Origin of the sequence: Methylobacterium amylolyticum (genome assembly GCF_030700245.1) — a bacterium.
In the GTDB taxonomy this organism is placed as follows: domain Bacteria; phylum Pseudomonadota; class Alphaproteobacteria; order Rhizobiales; family Beijerinckiaceae; genus Methylobacterium.
The window spans coordinates 22,501-43,105 of the sequence record NZ_JAUYZI010000041.1 but is presented as its reverse complement, the minus strand read 5'-3'; the positions used below and the strand labels follow the sequence as shown (position 1 = coordinate 43,105).

Annotated in this window: 19 protein-coding genes; 7 read left to right on the top strand and 12 right to left on the bottom strand. The window is 73.7% G+C overall.

Going from position 1 to position 20,605, the window contains the following annotated elements; genetic code table 11:
* Nucleotides 1-380 precede the first annotated feature (380 nt).
* Nucleotides 381-3,305, top strand: coding sequence for a bifunctional [glutamine synthetase] adenylyltransferase/[glutamine synthetase]-adenylyl-L-tyrosine phosphorylase (locus Q8W71_RS24150; RefSeq protein WP_305527963.1), 2,925 nt, complete (start codon nt 381-383; stop codon nt 3,303-3,305).
* Between the two features lie 13 nt (nt 3,306-3,318).
* Here Q8W71_RS24150 and Q8W71_RS24145 read toward each other — a convergent pair whose 3' ends face one another.
* The 7 genes from Q8W71_RS24145 to Q8W71_RS24115 all read right to left on the bottom strand — a co-directional run bounded on the left by Q8W71_RS24145 (nt 3,319) and on the right by Q8W71_RS24115 (nt 8,539).
* Entirely contained in the window at nt 3,319-5,058 is a 1,740-nt protein-coding gene (locus tag Q8W71_RS24145; RefSeq protein ID WP_305527962.1) for a DEAD/DEAH box helicase, read from the bottom strand.
* 160 nt (nt 5,059-5,218) lie between these two features.
* On the bottom strand, nt 5,219-5,506 hold the full coding sequence (locus Q8W71_RS24140; RefSeq protein WP_305527961.1) for a hypothetical protein: 288 nt from the start codon (nt 5,504-5,506) through the stop codon (nt 5,219-5,221).
* Between the two features lie 75 nt (nt 5,507-5,581).
* On the bottom strand, nt 5,582-5,818 hold the full coding sequence (locus Q8W71_RS24135) for a DUF6894 family protein (RefSeq protein ID WP_305527960.1): 237 nt from the start codon (nt 5,816-5,818) through the stop codon (nt 5,582-5,584).
* Nucleotides 5,819-5,929: 111 nt separating this feature from the next.
* Nucleotides 5,930-6,187, bottom strand: coding sequence for a hypothetical protein (locus tag Q8W71_RS24130; protein WP_305527959.1), 258 nt, complete (start codon nt 6,185-6,187; stop codon nt 5,930-5,932).
* Between the two features lie 118 nt (nt 6,188-6,305).
* Complete coding sequence (locus tag Q8W71_RS24125) at nt 6,306-7,025, bottom strand: FAD-binding oxidoreductase (protein ID WP_305527958.1); 720 nt, start codon at nt 7,023-7,025, stop codon at nt 6,306-6,308.
* Complete coding sequence (locus Q8W71_RS24120) at nt 7,018-7,623, bottom strand: sulfite oxidase-like oxidoreductase (RefSeq protein WP_305527957.1); 606 nt, start codon at nt 7,621-7,623, stop codon at nt 7,018-7,020. Before Q8W71_RS24120 ends, Q8W71_RS24125 begins: the two co-directional genes overlap by 8 nt.
* A gap of 55 nt (nt 7,624-7,678) precedes the next feature.
* Nucleotides 7,679-8,539: a DMT family transporter gene (locus tag Q8W71_RS24115; protein WP_305527956.1), complete on the bottom strand. Its 861-nt coding sequence runs from the start codon at nt 8,537-8,539 to the stop codon at nt 7,679-7,681.
* Nucleotides 8,540-8,799: 260 nt separating this feature from the next.
* Here Q8W71_RS24115 and Q8W71_RS24110 point away from each other — a divergent pair, with 260 nt between their 5' ends.
* Nucleotides 8,800-9,102 (top strand): hypothetical protein, encoded by a 303-nt coding sequence (locus Q8W71_RS24110; protein WP_305527955.1) that lies wholly within the window; start codon nt 8,800-8,802, stop codon nt 9,100-9,102.
* Here the strand turns inward: Q8W71_RS24110 and Q8W71_RS24105 are convergent.
* The 3 genes from Q8W71_RS24105 to Q8W71_RS24095 form a co-directional block, all read right to left on the bottom strand.
* Nucleotides 9,072-10,022, bottom strand: coding sequence for a DMT family transporter (locus Q8W71_RS24105; protein WP_305527954.1), 951 nt, complete (start codon nt 10,020-10,022; stop codon nt 9,072-9,074). The two genes, Q8W71_RS24110 and Q8W71_RS24105, sit on opposite strands and share 31 nt — an antisense overlap.
* A gap of 1 nt (nt 10,023) precedes the next feature.
* Complete coding sequence (gene infA / locus Q8W71_RS24100; protein ID WP_305527953.1) at nt 10,024-10,296, bottom strand: translation initiation factor IF-1; 273 nt, start codon at nt 10,294-10,296, stop codon at nt 10,024-10,026.
* Between the two features lie 263 nt (nt 10,297-10,559).
* Nucleotides 10,560-11,684: a branched-chain amino acid ABC transporter substrate-binding protein gene (locus Q8W71_RS24095; RefSeq protein ID WP_305527952.1), complete on the bottom strand. Its 1,125-nt coding sequence runs from the start codon at nt 11,682-11,684 to the stop codon at nt 10,560-10,562.
* Nucleotides 11,685-11,951: 267 nt separating this feature from the next.
* Between Q8W71_RS24095 and Q8W71_RS24090 the strand changes: the two genes are divergently transcribed.
* From Q8W71_RS24090 to Q8W71_RS24080, 3 genes are all read left to right on the top strand, one after another.
* Nucleotides 11,952-13,157 (top strand): amino acid aminotransferase, encoded by a 1,206-nt coding sequence (locus tag Q8W71_RS24090; RefSeq protein ID WP_305527951.1) that lies wholly within the window; start codon nt 11,952-11,954, stop codon nt 13,155-13,157.
* Nucleotides 13,158-13,293: 136 nt separating this feature from the next.
* Nucleotides 13,294-14,925 carry an ABC1 kinase family protein gene (locus Q8W71_RS24085; RefSeq protein WP_305527950.1) on the top strand — a complete coding sequence of 544 codons (1,632 nt, stop codon included), beginning with the start codon at nt 13,294-13,296 and terminating at the stop codon, nt 14,923-14,925.
* A gap of 272 nt (nt 14,926-15,197) precedes the next feature.
* Nucleotides 15,198-16,559 carry a sensor histidine kinase gene (locus Q8W71_RS24080; RefSeq protein WP_305527949.1) on the top strand — a complete coding sequence of 454 codons (1,362 nt, stop codon included), beginning with the start codon at nt 15,198-15,200 and terminating at the stop codon, nt 16,557-16,559.
* A gap of 24 nt (nt 16,560-16,583) precedes the next feature.
* On the opposite strand, the gene Q8W71_RS24075 is transcribed toward Q8W71_RS24080, so the two are convergent.
* Both Q8W71_RS24075 and Q8W71_RS24070 read right to left on the bottom strand, forming a co-directional pair.
* Nucleotides 16,584-16,925, bottom strand: a complete 342-nt coding sequence (locus Q8W71_RS24075; RefSeq protein ID WP_305527948.1) for an Hpt domain-containing protein — start codon at nt 16,923-16,925, stop codon at nt 16,584-16,586.
* A gap of 188 nt (nt 16,926-17,113) precedes the next feature.
* Nucleotides 17,114-17,326: a hypothetical protein gene (locus Q8W71_RS24070; protein WP_305527947.1), complete on the bottom strand. Its 213-nt coding sequence runs from the start codon at nt 17,324-17,326 to the stop codon at nt 17,114-17,116.
* A 153-nt stretch (nt 17,327-17,479) separates the two neighbouring features.
* On the opposite strand from Q8W71_RS24070, the gene Q8W71_RS24065 reads away from it, so the two are divergent.
* Nucleotides 17,480-18,601 carry an asparaginase gene (locus tag Q8W71_RS24065; protein ID WP_305527946.1) on the top strand — a complete coding sequence of 374 codons (1,122 nt, stop codon included), beginning with the start codon at nt 17,480-17,482 and terminating at the stop codon, nt 18,599-18,601.
* A 166-nt stretch (nt 18,602-18,767) separates the two neighbouring features.
* Nucleotides 18,768-20,591, top strand: coding sequence for a phosphogluconate dehydratase (edd, locus tag Q8W71_RS24060; RefSeq protein ID WP_305527945.1), 1,824 nt, complete (start codon nt 18,768-18,770; stop codon nt 20,589-20,591).
* Nucleotides 20,592-20,605 lie beyond the last annotated feature (14 nt).

Sequence of the window (20,605 nt, the reverse complement as noted above, 5' to 3'; positions counted from 1 at the left end):
AAACGAGCGCGTGACGTCTGCTCCCGCTGATGACGCGATGATGCCTTGCGTCGGCTTCCGTCAGGGTTCTTTGGCTACACGCCATCCCGCAATCCGGCCGCGATCGCACGCCGAAGGCCTTCGACGATTCACTCGATCTGTCGAGGTCGATCGCGGGCGAGGCCGCCCGATCGCGCCCCCCATCTCGCGTGACCACGACAGGCGACCTTCATCCGGCACCGCGCGGGTCCGCATCATCGCTTCATCCGGAAATCCGACCCACCCGCGGTGACGTGCGAACCGGCCCGGGAGACGCTTATATCGCTGCCTGAGACGGGCTGTCGGCCGGCCGATCCGCACGGCGGCCGGACGGCGGGGCCCGGATGGACGGGGATATGAGCATGCGGATCGACGGCGCCCTGCGCGAGAGGCTGCAACCTCGCATCCATCCGACCCCTTCGCCGCTCGCGGAGGCGCGGTTGGCCGAGATCGAGGCGGCCTTCGCGCCCGGCCTGCTGACCCCGCCGCTGCGCACCCTGCTGCTCGGGCTCGCCGACCACTCCCCGTTTCTCTGGCAGGCGATCGTGCGGGCACCCGAGCGGCTGGCCGCGCTGGTGACGCAGCCGCCGGAGGCCGCGAGTGCGGCGCTCATCGCCCGCCAGCGCGCGGCGGGCGCCGCCTGCGCCACGGACCGCGATCTCGTCGAGGTCGGGCGCCGGCTCCGGATCAACCGGACGGAGCACGCGCTGCTCGTCGCGCTGGCCGATCTCGGCGGCTGCTGGGACCTCGATGCGGTGACGGCCGCGCTGTCGGACTTCGCCGACGCCTCGGTGACGGCGGCGCTCGACGCGCTGATGCGGGGGGCGACCGCCGCGGGCCGCCTGCGCCCGGGGGATCCGGACGCGCCGGCCCGCGGGTCGGGGCTGTTCGTCCTCGGCCTGGGCAAGCTCGGCGGGCGCGAACTCAACTACTCCAGCGATATCGACCTCGTGATCTTCTACGATCCCGAGCGCGCGGCCGCCCTGGCCGGGGCCGAGGCCAAGCCGGTCTTCGTCAAGCTGGCGCAGGGCCTCCTGAAGCTCCTCGCCGAGCGGAACGCGGACGGCTACGTCCACCGCGTCGATTACCGGCTGCGGCCCGATCCCGGATCCACCGCGATCGCGCTCTCGACCGCCTTCGCCTTCGACTACTACCAGTCCATCGGCCAGGACTGGGAGCGGGCCGCCTTCATCAAGGCCCGGCCGATCGCCGGGGACATCGAGGCGGGCGAGGCCTTCCTCGCCGAGCTCAAGCCGTTCATCTGGCGCAAGCACTTCGACTTCGCCGCGATCGCCGAGATCCATGCGCTGAAGCGCCAGATCCACGCCGTGCGGGGCTACGGCGAGATCGCGGTCGCTGGCCACGACATCAAGATCGGCCGCGGCGGGATCCGCGAGATCGAGTTCTTCGCGCAGACGCAGCAGCTCGTGTTCGGCGGCCGCCAGCCGCTGCTGCGCGGCCGCCGGACGGTCGAGACGCTCGGCGGCCTCGTCGAGGCGGGCTGGATCGACGCCCGCGCCCGGGACGAGCTGACGGATGCCTACACGTTCCTGCGCACCGTCGAGCACCGCGTGCAGATGGTGCGCGACGAGCAGACGCAGCGCCTGCCCACGGAGCCGGAGGCGCTCGCGGCCTTCGCGCAGTTCTGCGGGTTCGCCTCGCGCGCCGCCTTCGACGCGGCTCTGCTCGGCCACGCCGCCCGCGTGCAGGCGCATTACGGCCTGCTGTTCGAGGCGGGTCCCGGCGAAGGGCCCGAGGACGGCCTCGTGTTCGGCCCGAGCGAGGCCGAGGCCGCCACCGTCGCGGCGCTCGGGCGGCTCGGCTTCCGGGAGGCCCAGCGCGCCTACGGGATCGTGCAGGAGTGGCATCTCGGCCACCGTCCGGCGCTGCGCGGCGGGCGCGCCCGCGAGGCGCTGATCGACATCCTGCCGAGCCTGCTGCGGGCGCTGTGCGGGACGCCCGATCCCGACGGCGCGCTGCTCACCCTCGACCGGGCGTTCGCGCGGATGCCCGCCGCCGCCGAGCTGCTGTCGATCCTGCGCTCGCACGAGCGGCTGCGCCTCCTGTTCGCGGACCTGCTCGGCGCGTCCCCGCGCCTCGCCGACGCCGTCGGCCTCAGCCCCCACATCCTCGACGCGGTGCTGGAGCCCGACTTCGTCGCGCCGGCCCCCGATCCGGGCGACGTGCGCGAGCCCTACCGGGCGCTGGTGGGCGAGCCGGAGACCCACGAGGAGTTCCTCGATCGATGCCGCGACGCGACGCGGCGGATGACCTTCGTCACGGGCGCGCGCCTCGTGTCCGGCCTCATCACCCCGCGGCAGGCGGGCGCGGCGTATACGGGGATCGCCGAGGCGACCATCGGACTGGTGCTGGAGGCGGAGGAGCGGCGGTTCGCCCGGGAGCACGGGCGGGTGCCGCGGGGGCGGTGCTGCGTCCTGGCGCTCGGGCGGCTCGGATCGCGCCAGCTCGCCGCGTCCTCCGACCTCGACCTCGTCGCCCTGTACGACTTCGACCCGGAGAACCGCACCAGCGACGGTCCGCGCCCGCTCGACGCCGTCGTGGCCTACAACCGGCTCGCGCAGCGCGTCCACGCGGCGCTGACGGTGCCGACCCGGCGGGGCCGCCTCTACGCGGTGGACCTGCGCCTGCGCCCCTACGGCAGTCACAGCCCGCCGGCGGTGCAGCTCCAGAGCTTCGTCACCTACTACCGCGACGACGCCGAGCCCTGGGAGCACATGGCGCTGACCCGAGCCCGCGTCGTGGCCGGCGACGCCGGCCTCCGGGCCGCGGTCGAGGCGGCGATCGCCGAGCGGATCGCGCAACCCCGGGATCCCGGGACGGTCTGCGCCGAGGCCGGCACGATGCGCGCGCTCGTGGCGCGCGAGCGCGGCTTCGCCGGCCCGCACGACCTCAAGCTGGCGCCCGGGGGGATGTTCGACCTCGATTTCCTGGCGCAGGCGATCGTGCTCGGTGCGGGCGCCGCCGATTGCACCGGCCTCGACGGCGCCACCGTCCTGCGGCGGGCCGGCGCGCGGGGCCTGATCCCCGCGGAATGCGCGGAGCCGCTCGCGGAGACCTACGACGTCCTCGACGCCGCCTACCACTGGCAGCGGCTGGTGCTCGACGACCTGACCAAGCCGCCGCCGGAGAACGCGGCGCGGCGGATCGCCCGGGCGATGGGCCTGCCGGACGCGGGCGCACTGGCCGCCGAGCTGCGGCGGCATCGCCGGACCAGCCTCTCGCTGCTCGCCCGGATCAAGGCGTCCGTGACCGCGCCGCCGCGCTGAGCCGACGCGCGGCTCAGCCCCGGCCGGACTCGCGGTGCGGCCGGGGACCGGCCCGGTCGGCCTGCCGCCGGTGCCGGTCCGCGCGCGGGCTGCCGAACCCCTTGCCGCCCCCGGGGCGGCCCGCGCGGGGGGCGGGCGCGGCGTCCGCGCCCAGGGCCTCCACGTGGATATCGGGCGAGCCGTTGCGGGCGAACGCCTCGGCGAAGCGCTGCGCCGCGTTGCCGCGCACCTCGAACTTGGTCTCGCGCTCGAAGATGCGGATCGCGCCGATCTCCTGCCGGTCGAGGCCGCCGCGGCGGCTCAGCATCGGCAGCAGGCGGCGGGGATCGGCGTTGTCGCGCCGGCCGACGTTGAGCCGGAACCACACCGCCGGGCCCATCGCGGCGATGCGCTCGGGCGCCAGCGGGTCGTAGGGCGCCCGCTCGGGTCGGACGCGGCCCTCGCCCGGATCCGTCACCTCCTCGGGCGCGGGCAGGCGGGTGCGGTAGACGCGGGCGAGCAGGGCGGCCAGCTCCTCGGGAGTCTTCTGGGCGAGCAGCGCCTCGGCGAGCGCCGCATCCTCCTCGGCCGGCGGCTCGGTGAAGAGCGGGTCGGACAGCATGCGCTCGCCGTCGAGGCGGCGGATCTCGTCGGCCGAGGGCGGACCGCCCCAGTCCGGGCTGACCTTGGCGATGGCGAACATCTGCTCGGCCCGGCGGCGGCGGGCATTCGGCACCAGCAGCACCGAGGTGCCCTTGCGGCCGGCGCGGCCGGTGCGGCCGCTGCGGTGCTGGAGCACCTCGGCGTCGTGGGGCAGGTCGGCGTGGATGACGAGGCTCAGCGAGGGCAGGTCGATGCCGCGGGCGGCGACGTCGGTGGCCACGCAGACCCGGGCCCGGCCGTCGCGGAGCGCCTGGAGGGCGGCGTTGCGCTCCCCCTGCCCCAGCTCGCCCGACAGGGCGACCACGGAGAAGCCGCGCTCGGTCAGGCTCGCCTGGAGATGGCGCACCGCGTTGCGGGTGTTGCAGAACACGATCGCGGTCGGCGCGTCGGCCTCGCGCAGCAGGTTGAGCACCACGTGCTCGGTCTCGCGCGGCAGCACCCGCACCGCCCGGTAGGCGATGTCGGCGTGGCCGCGCGTCTCGCTCTTCACGGCGAGCCGCAGCGCGTCGCGCTGGTAGCGCTCGGCCAGCGCCTCGATGCCCTTCGGCAGCGTCGCCGAGAACAGGTAGGTCGCTCGCTCCGGGGGCGTCGCCGAGAGGATGAACTCGATGTCCTCGCGGAAGCCGAGGTCGAGCATCTCGTCGGCCTCGTCGAGGACGACGGCGCGGAGCGCGCTTGGGTCGAGGTTGCGCCGCTCCAGGTGGTCGCGCAGGCGGCCCGGCGTGCCGACGACGATGTGGACGCCGTCGGCGAGCCAGCGCGCCTCGCGGCGCGGGTCCATGCCGCCGACGCAGGCCATGACCCGGCCCCCGGCCGGCCCGTAGAGCCAGAACAGCTCGCGCTGGACCTGGAGCGCCAGCTCGCGCGTCGGGGCGATCACGAGGGCGAGCGGCGCGCCCGGCGGCGGCAGCGCTTCGGCCTCGCCGACCAGGGCGCCGGCCATGGCGAGCCCGTAGGCGACGGTCTTGCCCGAGCCGGTCTGGGCGGAGACGAGCAGGTCGCGGGTGCCGGCGGCGGCCTCCAGCACGGCGGCCTGGACCGGGGTCGGCTCGGCGTAGCCGCGATCGGTGAGCGCCCGCGCGAGGGGGGCGGGCAGGGTCGGGAACGGCAAAGGATTCTGGCTTTCGACGGCCGCGCCCGGCGCGAGGATGCGGCGAGTCGGGCGGCGGATTCCATTCGGATCGCCGTTATTTACTCTCTCCGGCGCCCGGTGACCACAGCCGCGGCGGCATGGGGCGGTTGCGCGGGAGAAGCGGCCGGGCGGGGCCGGCTCACCACGGCTTCGGGATGATCTGGTAGAAGGCGATCCAGTACGGGGCGGCGACCGGGGCGGCCCGCCACAGCGGCCAGCCCCAGTGGCGCCACGTCAGAGCCAGGACCAGCACGCCGACGACGAGGTTGCCCGCGAGGCTGGTGAAGCCGGCGAGCACGAGGAAGGCGACGTAGCCGACGACGACCACCGGCGCCCACAGCCAGGGCGGCGCCCATTCCGCACCGATCCACCGGTTGGTGACCAGCATCTCGCACAGCCCGACGCCGAACAGGCACGCGGCGGCCACGCCCCGCCCCCAGGACCGTCCCCCCGCGCCCGACGCGGACCCGCGGCCCGTCGAGTCCTGAGGTGCGGCCACGCGCTAATCGACCGGATCGGGATCGAGCGACATCCGGAGGCGCAGGCGCACCGCCCCGCCCGCCTCGCGCACGGCGACCACGTAATCCTCGCGGCCGGCTGCGTGCGAGAAGCCCTGCGCCACCCGCGTCAGGATCCGCACGGCCGTGGCGCGGGCGGCGTCGAGGTCGGGCAGATCGTGTCCCTCCCGGTCGCGCACGAGGTGCGCGCCGTCGTGGAGGTCGATGAAGTAGCGGGGCACGTTCGAGAACTCCGCGGGCGCCGTCCCCGCGGGTTCGCTTCTACGTTGATTCTACGCAGTCGTCATGGCGCGACGGCGTCGCGGGCCACGATCGCCGGCCCCTGTTACGGCTCAGAAGGACCGGCCGTAATACGGCTTCGAGACCGGGCGGTAGCGGTCCGAGACCGGCCAGTCGTAGGGCTGCTGCGGCCCCGAGACGCGCGTGTTGGCGGAGTAGTGCGGCATTGCCATCTTGCCGGCGCCCTTGCCGGCACTCTTGCCGAAGCCCTTGCCCTTGAAGCCGGGATCGGCGTCGCGGGCGGACGCCGCACCGGCCATGGCGAAGCACGTGAGCGCCGCGAGACAGACGCGGCCGAGAGTACCGTTCATCAACGCCTCCTGCCCCGGCCCAGGTGCCGAGACATGGTGAACGGCAGCGCTTGCCCGCGGTTCCCGGACCGGGCGCGGTCGCGAAGGCCGGGGTGGGCCGACGGTCCGGGGCGCGGCCTCAGGCGCCGAAGCGCTCGGTGCGGATCAGCCCCGGCGCGACGCCCGCGGCGACGATCAGGTCCGAGGCGGTGCCCACGAACCGGTTCGAGCCGCAGATGAACACTCGGCCCGGGGGCCCGAGGCGCGCCATCGCCGCGGCGACGAGATCGGCATCGACGCGCCGCGCCCGGTCCTCGCGGGTGGTCGTCAGGTGCAGCGAGAAGCCAGGCTCGGCGCGGTCGCGCGCCTCCAGCTCGGCGAGGGCGATGGCCTCGGCGCGGGTGCGGGCCGAGTAGATCAGGGCGGCCGGGATCTCCGGATACGCCTGCGCCCGGCGGCGCAGCATGGCGAGCAGGGGCACGACCCCCGAGCCGCCGGCCGCGAGCAGGAGGGGGCCGCCGTCCGGCCCGTCCCAGGAGAACGAGCCGCCGATCGGCCCGCGCAGCTCGACCGTGTCGCCGACCGCGGCGACCTCGGAGAACCAGCCCGAGACCTCGCCGTCGGGCAGGCCCTCGACCATCAGCTCGAAGGTGCCGCTGCCGTCCGGCACGGAGGCGACCGAGTAGCTGCGCTGCGCCCGGTAGCCGTCCTCGGCCGTGAGACGCACGTCGACGTGCTGCCCGGCCCGGTAGCTCTTGGCGAGATCGCAGGCGAGCCGGACGCTCTTCACCCAGGGGGTGAGGGCCTCGACCGCCGTGACGACGGCCGGGTGCCAGCGGAAGACGACGGGCTCAGTCACCGATGTACCGCTGCTCGCGCCAGGGATCGCCGTACATGTGGTAGCCGCGCAGCTCCCAGTAGCCGGCGGTGTCCTCCTGCGTGAAGCGCAGGCCCTTCACCCACTTCGCGCTCTTCCAGAAGTACAGGTGGGGCACGAACAGCCGCGCCGGGCCGCCGTGGTCCGGGTGGATCGGCTCGCCCCGGTAGCGGGTCGCGACCATGGCCCGGCCGCCGAGGAGGTCGGCCACCGGCACGTTGGTCGAGTAGTCGTCGTAGGATTCGGCGAGCAGATACCCGGTCGGCGCCGCGATGCCGGCAGCGGCCAGCAGGTCGTCGATGCTGACGCCTTCCCAGTCCGTGTCGAACTTCGACCACTTGGTGACGCAGTGGATGTCGCCGTGCCACGCGGTGCGCGGCAGCGCCTCGAACTCCGCCCAGGTCCAGGACGTGATCGGCCGGGCGCCCTCGCGGAGCGTGAAGCGCCACGTGGCGAGGTCGACCGCCGGGTTCGGGCCGATCTGGAGGATCGGGAAATCCTGCGTGAGGTACTGCCCCGGCGGCAGGCGCGCGCCGGTCTCGGGCGGCTGCCTGCGCCCGACGAAGCCCCGTGTCACCATCTCGGTCTCCCTCACCCGCCCGGTTTCGGGCGCGGCGGGGGCGGCGTCAAGCCGGTCAGGCGAAGCGCTTCGCGCCGGCCACGCACAGCACCACGAGCCCGGTCGCGGCGAGCATGGTCCAGGCGACCGGCTCGCCGAGGATGAGAGCGGCGAGCGCCAGCCCGAAGAATGGTTGCAGGAGCTGGAGCTGGCCGACGCCGGCGATGCCGCCGAGCGCCAGACCGCGATACCAGAACACGAAGCCCACCAGCATGCTGAACACCGACACGTAGGCGAGCCCGACCCAGGCCGGCGCGCCGACCGCGCCGAGATGCGCCGGCAGCGTCGCGAGCGCGAGCGCCGCCATGGCCGGCGCGGCGAGCACGAGGGCCCAGGAGATCACCTGCCAGCCGCCGAGCCGGCGCGACAGCACCGCCCCCTCGGCGTAGCCGAGCCCGCACAGCAGGATCGCCGCGACCATCAGGGCGTCGCCGACTGGCGAGGCGGTGCCCCCCTGCCCCAGCGCGAAGCCGGCGACGGTGGCGGCGCCGACCGCGGAGAACAGCCAGAAGGCCGGGCGCGGCCGCTCGCCGCCCCGCAGGGTCCCGAACAGCGCGGTGGCCAGCGGCAGCAGGCCGACGAAGACGACGGCGTGCGCCGCCGAGACGTGGCGCAGCGCCAGCGCCGTCAGCAGGGGGAAGCCGATCACCACCCCGAGCGCGACGATCCCGAGGGGCACGAGATCCGCCCGCGCCGGCCGCCGCTGGCGCAGGCCCCACAGGAGCAGGAGGCCGAGGGCGGCGGCGATCACCGCCCGGGCCGAGGTGAGGAACAGGGGCGAGAAGCCGCCGACCGCGACCCGGGTCGCCGGCAGCGAGCCGCTGAAGATGATGACGCCGAGGAGCCCGCTGCCCCAGCCTTCCGTCGTCCGCCCCATCGCGTCCCGCCCCAATCAGACCGACCAGCCGTAGGACGCCGCGCGAGCCGGGGTCCAGGCACGGTCCATCCCCCGTGCGCCGGACCGTACGGCCCCGGCGACCCGGACGGCCGAAGCCTCCTGAACCGATCGGGCTCGGCGAGCGGGTGCTCGCCGCATCGGTCGTGCCGGCCGTGCGCCGAACAATCGCCCAAAATCTCGGCTGTTCTGGCCCTATCGCGACGGGCAATCCGCGCGGCTCGCAACCCAGAGGGGGACAGATGCGAACGATACGTGCGACGGCCCTGGTTCTCGCCGGGCTCACCGCCCTCGCCCCGGCCGCGCAGGCCCGCGACGGCATCGGCGCCGGCGGCGCGGCGGCCCTCGGCGTGCTCGGCGGCCTCGCGGTCGGCGGCGCCATCGCCTCGGCCAACAACGGCTACTACCCCGGACGGCCGGTCTACAGGGCCCCGCCGCCGCCGGTCTACGTCGAGGAGTACGGCCCGGTCTGCCACTGGGAGCGGCGCCGCTCGATCGACCCCTACGGCGACGTCTACATCCGCCGCGTCCGCGTCTGCGAGTAGGCGCCGGTCGCCTCCGGGGGCGGGGCGGGCTTCAGGCGCTCGGCGCAGGCGATGCCGCCGAGCACGAGTGCCAGGGCCGCGGCCTCCGTCAGGCCGAACCGCTCGCCGACCAGGGTGACGGCGAGCCCCGCGCCGAAGATCGGCACGAGGTTGACGAACAGCCCGGCCCGGTTCGGGCCGATCAGCTCGACCCCGCGCATGAACGAGAGCTGCGACAGCAGCGAGGGCCCGAGGCCGACGAAGGCGATCATCAGCCAGCCCTCGCGCGAGGGCCAGATCGCCCGGCCCGCCGCCCATTCCGCGGCGAGCAGCGGCAGCGACGTGACGAAGGCGGCGAGCGCCATCGCCGTGAAGAAGGTCAGCCCCGAGACCTTCGGCCGGGTCGGCAGCAGGATCGTGTAGCCCGCGTAGAGCACGCAGCCGAGGAAGATCAGCACGTCGCCGCGGTTGAAGGCGAGGCCGGTGAGCACCGCGAGATCGCCGTGCGTGGCGGCGAGAGCGGCCCCGCACAGGGTCAGCGCCACGCCGAGCGCCGGCCCGGTGCCGACGCGGGTGCCGTAGACGAGGCGGTTGAGCAGGATCACCAGGACCGGGATCGCCCCCTGGAACAGGGCGAGGTTGACCGCGCTGGTATAGGCGCCGGCCGCGTAGAACAGGCTGGCGAACACGGTGTAGCCGAGCCCGCCCATCAGGGTCACCCGCAGCCAGTGCGGGCGCAGCACCGTCCACTCGGCCGCGAACCGGCGGCCCGCGAGCGGCAGCAGCAGACCGCAGGCGATCGCCCAGCGCAGGGTGGTGATGACCTGGGGCGAGACGTGGCCCGGTGCCCAGCGGCCCGCCACGGCGTTGGCCGCCCACAGGAAGGCGGTGAAGGTCAGCAGACCGTAGGCGGTCGCCGCGGCGGCGCCGCGCGGGGTCACGTCAGCGGCGGCGGAACTGACCGCCGCGCACCGGCGGCCGCGGGCCCGAGCGCTCGTCCTTGTGCCGGAACACGAGGCGGCCCTTCTCCAGGTCGTAGGGCGACATCTCGACCGTCACCCGGTCGCCGGCCAGGGTCTTGATGCGGTTCTTCTTCATCTTGCCGGCCGTGTAGGCCACGATCTCGTGGCCCTGATCGAGCTGCACCCGGTAGCGGGCGTCGGGCAGGATCTCGATCACGAGACCGTCGAACTGCATCAACTCTTCTTTTGCCATCCACCTTCTCCAGTCGGACCGTCCGGCAGCAGGCGTTCCGGCAATCTTTTCGGGGTTGCAGTCGTGTCGCGGGGACGCGCAGGGACGAGCAGGTCCGATCCGAGATCGGTCCCGTCAGCCCGGTTACGCCGCCCGCATTTAGTCGTCGCGGCAACCGGCGGCAAGGCGCCGGGCCGCGCGGGCGGCCGTCATCGACATGAATCCGTACCGCGGAGCAATCCGTACCGCGAGGCGGACGGGTCGGCCCACTCAGGCATCCGCCCTCACAGCGCCGGCTCGTTGCCGGCGTAGTCGAGGCGGCCGTCGGCGCCGCGGCGCCAGACGCGCAGGGTCACCGGCTCGCCGACCTGATCGCCGCGGGCGTCGAAGCTCACCGGGCCGAGCAGCGTGCGCAGCGGCGCGCCCCGCAGCGCCTCGGCGACCTTGCGCCCGTCGACCCGCCCGGTCCGCGCCTCCACCGCGCGGGCGCGCTCGGCCGCCTGCGCCAGGAGCTCGACCGCGGCGTAGGCCGCGGCCGCGACCGACTCGCCCTCCGGCGTCCGCGGCGCCGCCCGGCCGCCGCGGGTCTCGGGCAGGCGCGGCGGATCGGCGGGCAGCGTCATCACCGTGCCCTCGCCGGCCGACCCCGCGCCCGCCGCGAAGACGGGATCGAGCACCCCGTCGCTCGCCACCAGCACGGCGCCGGAGCCGGCCTCGCGCAGGGCGCGGGCGAGGCTCGCCGCCTCGGGGGCGAGCGCGCCGACATACACCGCCGCGACCCCCGCCGCCTTGAGACGGCCGACGAGATCGCCGAGGTCGCGGCTGCCGCGGTCGAACCCCTCGAACACGGCCTCGTGCGCGCCGGCCTGCCTGAGGCGCGCCGAGACGGCCTCCGCCAGCCCGCGGCCGAAGGTGCTGCGGTCGTGCACGATCCCGATCGGCCTGCCCGCGAAGGCGCGGGCGAGGTAGGCGCCCGCCGCCCGCCCCTGCTGGGCGTCGCTCGCAGCGAGACGGAACAGGGTGCCGAGGCCGCGGCCTGTGAGCGGGCCGTAGGCCGCGCCCGGCGTGATCGCGACCGCGCCGGCTTCGTCGTAGACCGGGCTCGCGGCGGCGACCGACGAGGATTCGAGCGGGCCGACCACGAGCCGGATCCCCTCCCCCGCGAAGCGCTTGGCCACCGCCGCCGCCTGCCGCGCCTCGCCCGCGTCGTCGGCCGTCACCAGGGCGTAGCGCCGCCCGCCCCCGGCCCGGTTGAGATCGGCGACCGCCTGCTCGGCGCCCAGGCGCAGCCCCTGCCCGTAGGCCGCGTCCGGTCCGGTGAGCGGGGCCGACAGACCGATTCGGACCGGCGCCTGCGCGGCGGCCGGCGTCGCGAGCAGGAGGGCGGCGAGCAGGGCGGCGGGGCGCATCGGGTCCGGTCCGGAAGTCGGGCCCGCGCGCGGCGGGTTCGTGGGGGTCTGGCTAGGGGGAGTCTAGCCCGCACAGCGGCGCTCCCGGAAGACCCGTGTAGAAGACCCGCACCATCCGTCGCCCGCACGATCCGGCCGCAGACGTGTCCCGCTCCGCGCACGGGTCGCGGTCCGCGGCGATGTGCGCGATAAGGCGCGCGGCCCGGCGCGGGCGGCCATCACCGTCCCGTCCCCGCCGCGCGCCCGACGTTCTGGGACTGAAGATCGATGACCTCGCTGTTCGCCGGCATCCAAGACGCGCCGCTCGACCCGATCATGCGCCTGTTCGAGGCGTTCAACGCCGACACCCGGCCCGGGAAGCTCAACCTCGCCATCGGCGTCTACACCGACGCGGAGGGCAAGGTGCCGCGCCTGCGGGCCGTGCAGGAGGCCGAGCGCCGCTGGATCGACAAGGCCCTGCCCAAGACCTACCGGCCGATCGAGGGCACCAAGCCGTTCCGCGACGCGGTCCAGGCGCTGCTGTTCGGCTCCGGCGCGGCGATCCTCGGCGAGAGCCGCGCGGCGACGCTCCAGAGCGTCGGCGGCACCGGCGCGCTCAAGATGGGCGCGGACGTGCTCGCCCGGCTCAAGCCCGGCGCCACCGTGGCGGTGAGCGACCCGACCTGGGAGAACCACCGCGCCCTGTTCGCGCAGGCCGGCTTCACGGTCGTCGACTACCCGTACTTCTCGGCCGACACCGGCGGCGTCGACTACGGGGCGATGCGCGCGGCGCTGGAGCGGCTGCCCGCGGGCGCGATCGTGGTGCTGCACGCCTGCTGCCACAACCCGACCGGCGCCGACCTGACGGCGGAGGAATGGGCCGACCTCGTGCCGCTGATGGCCGAGCGCGGGCTGATCCCGTTCCTCGACATCGCCTACCAGGGATTCGGCCTCGGCCTCGACGCGGACGCCGCCCCGGTCCGGCGGTTCGCCGAATCGGGCCAGGAGTTCCTCGTAGCCTCCTCGTTCTCGAAGTCGTTCTCGCTCTACGGCGAGCGGGTCGGGGCGCTGACGATCGTCGCGGCCGATTCGAGCCTGCGCGCCAAGGTCGAGGCGCTGGCCAAGCGGCTCGTGCGGGCGAGCTACTCGAACCCGCACACCCACGGCGCGGCGATCGTCGAGACCGTGCTCACCGATCCCGCGCTCCGCGCCGACTGGGAGCGGGAACTCGCCGAGATGCGCGAGCGCATCCAGGCGATGCGGGTGCGGATGGCCGACAGCCTCCAGCAGCGCCATCCGGATCGCGGTTTCGCGGCGATCAAGGTGCAGAAGGGCATGTTCTCGTACACGGGCCTGACCCCCGACGAGGCGACCCGCCTGCGCGAGGACCACGAGGTCTACGCCCTGGAGACCGGCCGCGTCTGCGTCGCGGCGCTCAACGCCCACAACATCGACCGGGTGCTCGACGCGATCGACGCGGTGGCGAGGCGCTGATACCCGCAGCCGTTGCAGGCGTGCACGCCCGCCGCCCGGCCGCGGGCGTGCGCGCAGTTCGGTCCGCGGCGGTCCCAAAAAAGTCCGGAAGATCGGGCTGTCCCCGTTCACTCGCGTTCAGGGATCGCCCGGCACCATGCTGAAGACCGCCTTCGTCGCAGCCCGCGATCGTCAGCGCCTGTCTGAGATCGCCTCGATCCTGATCGGCTTCGGCGTCACCCGCGTGGTCGATCGCCTCGGCCTGCGCGCGCTGCCGCTGCTGCCGCGCCGCCAGCCGCGGCTCGACGTGACCCGCCTGTCCGAGCCCGAGCGCCTGCGCCGGGCGATCGAGGCGCTCGGGCCGACCTTCATCAAGTTCGGGCAGGTGCTCGCGAGCCGGCCCGACCTGCTGTCCCCCGCCTGGACCGAGGAGTTGCAGAAGCTCCACAGCCAGGTGGTGCCAGTGCCGTGGGAGCAGATCCAGCCCCACCTCGAACAGGATCTCGGCGGGCCCGCCACGGAGGTGTTCGCGAGCTTCGACATCGAGCCGATCGCCTCGGCCTCGATCGCGCAGGTCTACCGGGCGCGGCTGCACAGCGGCGAGGACGTGATCGTCAAGGTCCTGCGCCCGAACCTGCGCAAGATCATCGAGGCCGACCTGCGGCTGATGGCGCACGGCGCGCGCATCGTCGAGAACGAGTGGCCGGACATGGCCCGCTACCAGCCGCGCGAGCAGATGCGCCACCTCGCGGACGGGCTGAACGGCGAGCTCGACCTGCTCAACGAGGCCCGCAACTGCGAGCTGCTGGCGCAGATCTTCGAGGACCGGGACGACATCGTCTTCCCGAAGATCCACTGGGATTACTGCTCCGAGCGGGTGCTGGTGCAGGACTTCATCCACGGCATCCCGCCGAACGACGAGGCGGCCCTCCAGGCGGCGGGCATCGACAAGAAGCTGCTCGCCCAGAAGGGGACCGACGCCTTCCTCCAGATGGCGCTGATCGAGGGCGTGTTCCACGCCGACCCGCATCCCGGGAACATGCTGGCGCTGCCCGGCAACCGGATCGGCTTCATCGATTTCGGCATCATCGGGCGGCTGTCGCAGCGCCGCCGCTCGCAGCTCCTGATCCTGATCGGCGCGATGCTGAAGCAGGACGCCGACGGGCTGATGGCGGTGCTGCTCGACTGGACCGGCGCCAGCAACCCCGACCTGACCAAGCTCCAGGTCTCGGCCCAGGCCTTCGTGGAGAGCCATTCCACGATCCCGCTCAACCTGGGGCTCGTGCTCACCGACTTCATGAACATGGCCCGCGAGAACGACCTCGCGATGCCCACCGACCTCGCGATCCTGTTCAAGGGCCTCGTCACCGCCGACGGGGTGATGCGCTACCTCGACCCGAACTTCGACCTGTTCGCCGCCGCCGGGCCGACCGTGCGGGCGACCATGAAGACGCAGTTCTCGCTCGCGGGCCTCAAGCAGAAGGCCGAGGCGCTGGGCGTCGGCCTCTACGGCGCCGCCTCCGAGCTGCCGACCCTGATCCACCTGATGCTGGTGCGGCTCAAGCAGGGCCGCGTCACGGTGGAGATCGAGATCAAGGGGCTCGACAAGATCACCCGCGGCATCGAGCGGGCCGCCGCCCGCGTCGCCGTCGCCCTGGTGGTGGCCGCGTTCGCGACCCAGCTCGCCCCGCGGCTGATCGACCTCGGCACGCCCGTCTTCGTGTCGATCGGGCTCGTCGTCTTCATCCTCGGGATCGGCTGGCTCGTGCTGCTCATGCGAAACAAATGATGCATTGCGCCGTAACGCCGCAACGGTTTCGTAGTTTTCGTGGGGAACCGAATACACGCAGGTCTTGCGATCCGGCGGCCGCGTGGTAGCGTGATCGGACCCATCGAATCGCGAGGATGCGGGCGAGGGTGCGGCCGAGAAGCGGGATGACCCGCCGGGGCGCGCCCGAGCATCGACGACCCATCGCCGCGCCTCGCCCTCGGCGGGTCGACGCGACGGCGCGCGCCCTCACGGCGGCGTCCCGCTCGGAACGAGCTGGAGGGGGCCGTTCGATGAGTGCTGGCATCGTGTTGCCGGGAGCGGACGCGACCGCGGGTCGCCTCGACCGGCTGGAGGCCGAGAACCTGTACCTGCGCACGCTGCTGAGCCGGGCGACGTCGCACGCCGACGCCGAGTCCGAGCGCAGCCGCCGCCTCGGCCGCATCGTGGAATCCGAGCGCAGCGCCATCCGCCTGGAAGCGGAGCGGTTCGCCGCCGAGCGGCTGGTCGCGGAGGAGAGCGTGGCCACGTTCCGGCGCGACCTCGCCGACGGCGCGGCGCGGCTCGCCGACGCCGAGGAGCTGAACGCGCAGCTCCGCGCCAGCGAGGAATTCACCCGCCGCATCCTCTGGACCACCACGGATTTCGTGAAGGTGCTCGACCTCGACGGCCGGCTGATCACCGTGAGCGAGAACGGCCCGGCGGTCCTCGGGGCCACCAACTTCGCCGGCCTGATCGGCCGGTGCTGGGCGGATTTCTGGACCTGTCCCGAGAGCCGCGCCGGGGTGCTCGCGGCCCTGCACGCGGCGCGGCTCGGCCGCCCGAGCCGGTTCCAGGCGATGCTCGACGGTGTGGGATCCGGCGCGGGGACCACCACGTGGTGGGATATCGCGGTGACGCCGATCGACGGCGCGGACGGCCGGCCGGAGCGCATCCTGGCGGTCTCGCGCGACATCACCGAGCTGAAGCAGACCGAGGCGCGCCAGACCCTGCTGATGCAGGAACTCGCCCACCGGATGAAGAACACCCTGGCGCTGATCCAGGCGGTGGCGGCCCAGACCCTGCGCAACGCGGGCTCCCTGGAGGCGGCCGGCGAGGCGCTGGCCGCGCGCCTGCTGGCGCTCGCCCAGGCCCACGACGTGCTGCTGCAAGGCTCCTTCGCCAGCGCCTCGCTGACCGCCCTGGTCGACGGCGCGGTGGCGCTGCACGGCGACGGCGTGCCCGGCCGCTTCCGGGTGACGGGACCGGACCTGACGCTCGGGCCGCGCCACGGGATGACGCTGGCGCTCATGCTGCACGAACTCGGCACGAACGCCGCCAAGTACGGGGCCCTCTCCTCGGCGGCCGGGCACGTGGCGATCACCTGGGCGGTGAGCGACGCGGAGGCGGCTGGCGGAGAGCCTGCCGCGGCGCCCGGGGTGGACGAGGCGCCCGAGGGCCCGCGGCTGCGGTTCCGCTGGGAGGAGGTCGGAGGTCCGACCGTGACCCCGCCGACGCGGACGGGCTTCGGCAGCCGGCTGATCGCCCGCAGCCTCGCCCACAGCTTCGGCGGCACGGTGCGGCTGAGCTACCCGCCGACCGGAGCGGTGCTGACCATCGAGGCGCCGTTGGACGCGGTCGCCGTCGATCCCGCCGGAGCGGCGCGCGGGGCGTGACGTAGCGCCCCGCCGACGCGCCCATCAGCGCGCGGGACCCGCCTCCGCCCGCATCGCGCGCAGTTCGGCGACCGTCCGGTCGCGCAGGGCGCGCAGGGCTGTCAGCGGCGCGGAGACGTCGCCGCCGGCCTTGGCCTGCTGCTCCAGATCGCGACAGGCCTGCGACAGGGCCTCGCAGCCGAGCATGCCCGACATCGAGATCAGGGTGTGCGCTTCCCGGGCGCACGCATCGCCCGACCCGGCCGGGCCCGCGAAGGCCGAGCCGAGGCTCTCGACGAAGCGATCGACCAGGCGATCCAGCTTCTCCCGGCCGATCACGTCGGCGAGTTCGTCGAGGGTCGAACGGCTGACGAGCGGCAGGGACACCGTAAGAGCCTCCGGGCATCGCGCGCGAAACCGCGCACCGTGAGCAAAGCCCTGTTCGGCGACGGCGTCCAGACCGGCCGTGCGATTCGGAGAGGGCACGGCGCATGCGCCCGTCGATCGAGCGCCGCGCGGGCGGACTGACAGGCCCTCCTGACAGGCCCTGCCGCCCCGAATAAGCGGCGGGCGTATCAGGCCCGCAGGGCGGCTTCCGCCGCGTCCACCGCCGGGACCGTCGTCTCCGGGGGCGCCTTGCGCGAGACGTAGTACAGGTCGACGGCGTGCCAGAAGGCGCCCTGCTCCTCGGTGCTCCGCCGGGCGAGCGCGGATTCCAGCATGGTCATCGCGGCGCGGGCGGGCTCGCTGCGCTCCAGTTCGTCGAGCAGTCCGGCGAGGTGCAGCATGAGTCGAGCCTCCCAACGGGAACCAGCATACAGAACGGCCCAAGCTTGGCGAAGATCCGCCGGGAGCCCGCGCACGCGTCTTGCGAGCCTTGCCGGCGCCGCTACGTTCGCGGGCGCAAGCCCCGCTTCGAGCCCCATTCAGAGGATCCTTCGATGCTCGCCAGCCGCTCCGGCGCGTCCGGCCGCCTCCGCGCCGCCGCCCTCGCGCTCACCCTCGCCGGTCCCTTCGCGGCGGGTCCCCTGGCCGCGCGCGAGATGCCCGACGCGGCGACCCAGGCGCCGGCGCGCAAGCCCAACGTCGTGATCCTCGCCACCGGCGGCACCATCGCGGGCGCGGGGGCGGACGCGGCCAACAGCGCCACCTACACGGCGGCCAAGGTGCCGGTCGACAAGCTGATCGCGGCGGTGCCGCAGATGGCCAACGTCGCCAACGTGCGCGGCGAGCAGGTCTTCCAGATCGCCTCCGAGAGCTTCACCGACGTGCAGCTCGTCCAGCTCGCCAAGCGCGTGTCGGCGCTCCTCAAGCAGGACGACGTCGACGGCGTGGTCGTCACCCACGGCACCGACACGCTGGAGGAGACGTCGCTGTTCCTCGACCTCGTGATCAAGAGCGACAAGCCGATCGTGGTGGTGGGCTCGATGCGGCCGTCCACCGCGATCTCCGCCGACGGCGCCCTCAACCTGCTCGACGCGGTGACGGTCGCTGCCAGCAAGGAGGCGGTCGGCCAGGGCGTGACGGTCACGATGAACGACTACATCCAGTCCGGCCGCGACGTGACCAAGCGGACCAACGTCGTGCCGAGCGCCTTCTACAGCCAGTGGGGGCCGCTCGGCATGGTGGTGGAGGGCAAGACCTACTTCTTCCGCTCGCTCACCAAGCGCCACAACATGACGTCCGAGTTCGACATCGACCAGATCGACAGCCTGCCGCTGGTGGCGATCGTCTACGGTTCGGGCAACATGCTGGCGGCCTCCTACGATGCGGTGGTCCAGGCCGGCGCCAAGGCCGTGATCCACGCCGGCACCGGCAACGGCTCGGTGGCCGGCTACATCGTCGACAAGCTCAAGGAGATCCGCGCCAAGGGGATCCCGATCATCCGCTCGGCGCGGGTGCCGGACGGCTTCGTGATCCGCAATGCCGAGCAGCCCGACGACACCTACGATTGGGTGGCCGCCCACGACTTCAATCCGCAGAAGGCCAAGATCCTCGCCGCGGTCGCGCTGACCAAGACCAGCGATGCGAAGGAGCTGCAGCGCATCTTCTGGCAGTACTGATCTCGCCGTCGGGCGCGGGTCGGCCCGGTCCTGTCTGTCACGGCCGCGGCGGCGGGGGCGGTTTGCGATCGCGGCGTCCCACCCTAGACTCTCTCCAATCGCCCGGCCGCGATGCCCTCGCGGACGGGCGCGGCGAAGCGGCCGCAGGCCGCTGCGGAGAGGATCCATGACCGAGCTTCATCCCGAGGTCGCGGCCGTCACGGCCCGCGTCGTCGAGCGCTCGCGGGGCAGCCGGCGCGCCTATCTCGACCTGATCGCGCGGGAGCGCGAGTCCGGCGTGCACCGTCCGAGCCTCGCCTGCGGCAACCTCGCCCACGGCTTCGCCGCCGCCGGCGAGGACAAGCCGGCGATCCGGGCGGGCAAGACGATGAACATCGGCATCGTCACCGCCTACAACGACATGCTCTCGGCCCATCAGCCCTACGGGCGCTATCCCGACCAGATCAAGCTGTTCGCCCGGGAGCGCGGCGCCACCGCCCAGGTCGCGGGCGGCACCCCGGCCATGTGCGACGGCGTCACCCAGGGGCAGCGGGGCATGGAGCTGTCGCTGTTCTCCCGGGACACGATCGCGCTGTCGACCGCGGTCGGCTTGAGCCACGGGATGTTCGACGGGGCGGCGCTGCTCGGCATCTGCGACAAGATCGTGCCGGGCCTGCTGATCGGGGCGCTCCGCTTCGGCCACCTGCCGACCATCCTGATCCCGGCCGGGCCGATGCCCTCGGGGCTCGCCAACAAGGAGAAGCAGCGGATCCGCCAGCTCTACGCCGAGGGCAAGGTCGGCCGCGAGGAACTGCTCGAATCCGAGTCCGCCTCCTATCACGGGGCCGGAACCTGCACCTTCTACGGGACCGCCAATTCCAACCAGATGATGATGGACATGATGGGCCTGCACATGCCCGGCGCGTCGTTCATCAACCCCGGCACCAAGCTGCGGCAGGCGGTGACCCGGGCGGCGATCCACCGGCTCACCGAGATCGGCGCCGCGGGCAACGATTACCGGCCGCTCGGGCTGTGCGTCGACGAGAAGGCGGTCGTCAACGCGGCGGTGGGGCTGCTCGCCACCGGCGGCTCGACCAACCACGCGATCCACCTGCCGGCCATCGCCCGCGCCGCCGGAATCCTGATCGACTGGGAGGATCTCGACCGCCTGTCGGCGGCCGTGCCGCTGATCTGCCGCGTCTACCCGAACGGCGCGGGCGACGTGAACCACTTCCACGCCGCGGGCGGCATCAGCTTCGTGATGGCCGCCCTTCTCGACGCGGGGCTCCTGCACGACGACATCCTCACCGTCGCGGGCTCCTCCCTGCGCGACCACGCCCGCGATCCGAAGCTCCACGGCGACGACCTCGCTTTCGAGGACGCGGTGCCGGAGAGCCTCGACGACGGCATGATCCGCCGCCCGGACAACCCGTTCCAGCCGGACGGGGGCATGCGCCTCGTCAAGGGCAATCTCGGCCGGGCGACCTTCAAGACCAGCGCGGTGGAGGAGCACCGCCGCACGATCGAGGCGCCGGCCCGGGTGTTCTCCGACCAGGACGACGTGCTGAAGGCCTTCAAGGCGGGGGAGCTGGAGCGCGACGTGGTGGTGGTGGTGCGCTTCCAGGGGCCGCAGGCCAACGGCATGCCGGAGCTGCACAAGCTCACCCCGCCGCTCGGCGTCCTCCAGGACCGGGGGCACAAGGTGGCGCTCGTCACCGACGGACGGATGTCGGGCGCGTCGGGCAAGGTGCCGGCGGCGATCCACCTGACCCCGGAGGCGCTCGGCGGCGGCGTGATCGGCCGGATCCGCGACGGCGACGTGGTCCGCCTGTCGGCGGCCGAAGGCCTGCTGGAGGTGATGGTCGACGACGCCGAGCTCGCCGCCCGCGAGCCTGCGCCGACGCCCACGCCCCAGCCCGGGACCGGCCGCGAGCTGTTCGCCTTCATGCGCCACGGCGCCGACGCGGCCGAACGGGGCGCCTCGGCGCTGCTCGCCGCCGCCGGGCTCTGATTCGGAGACACCAC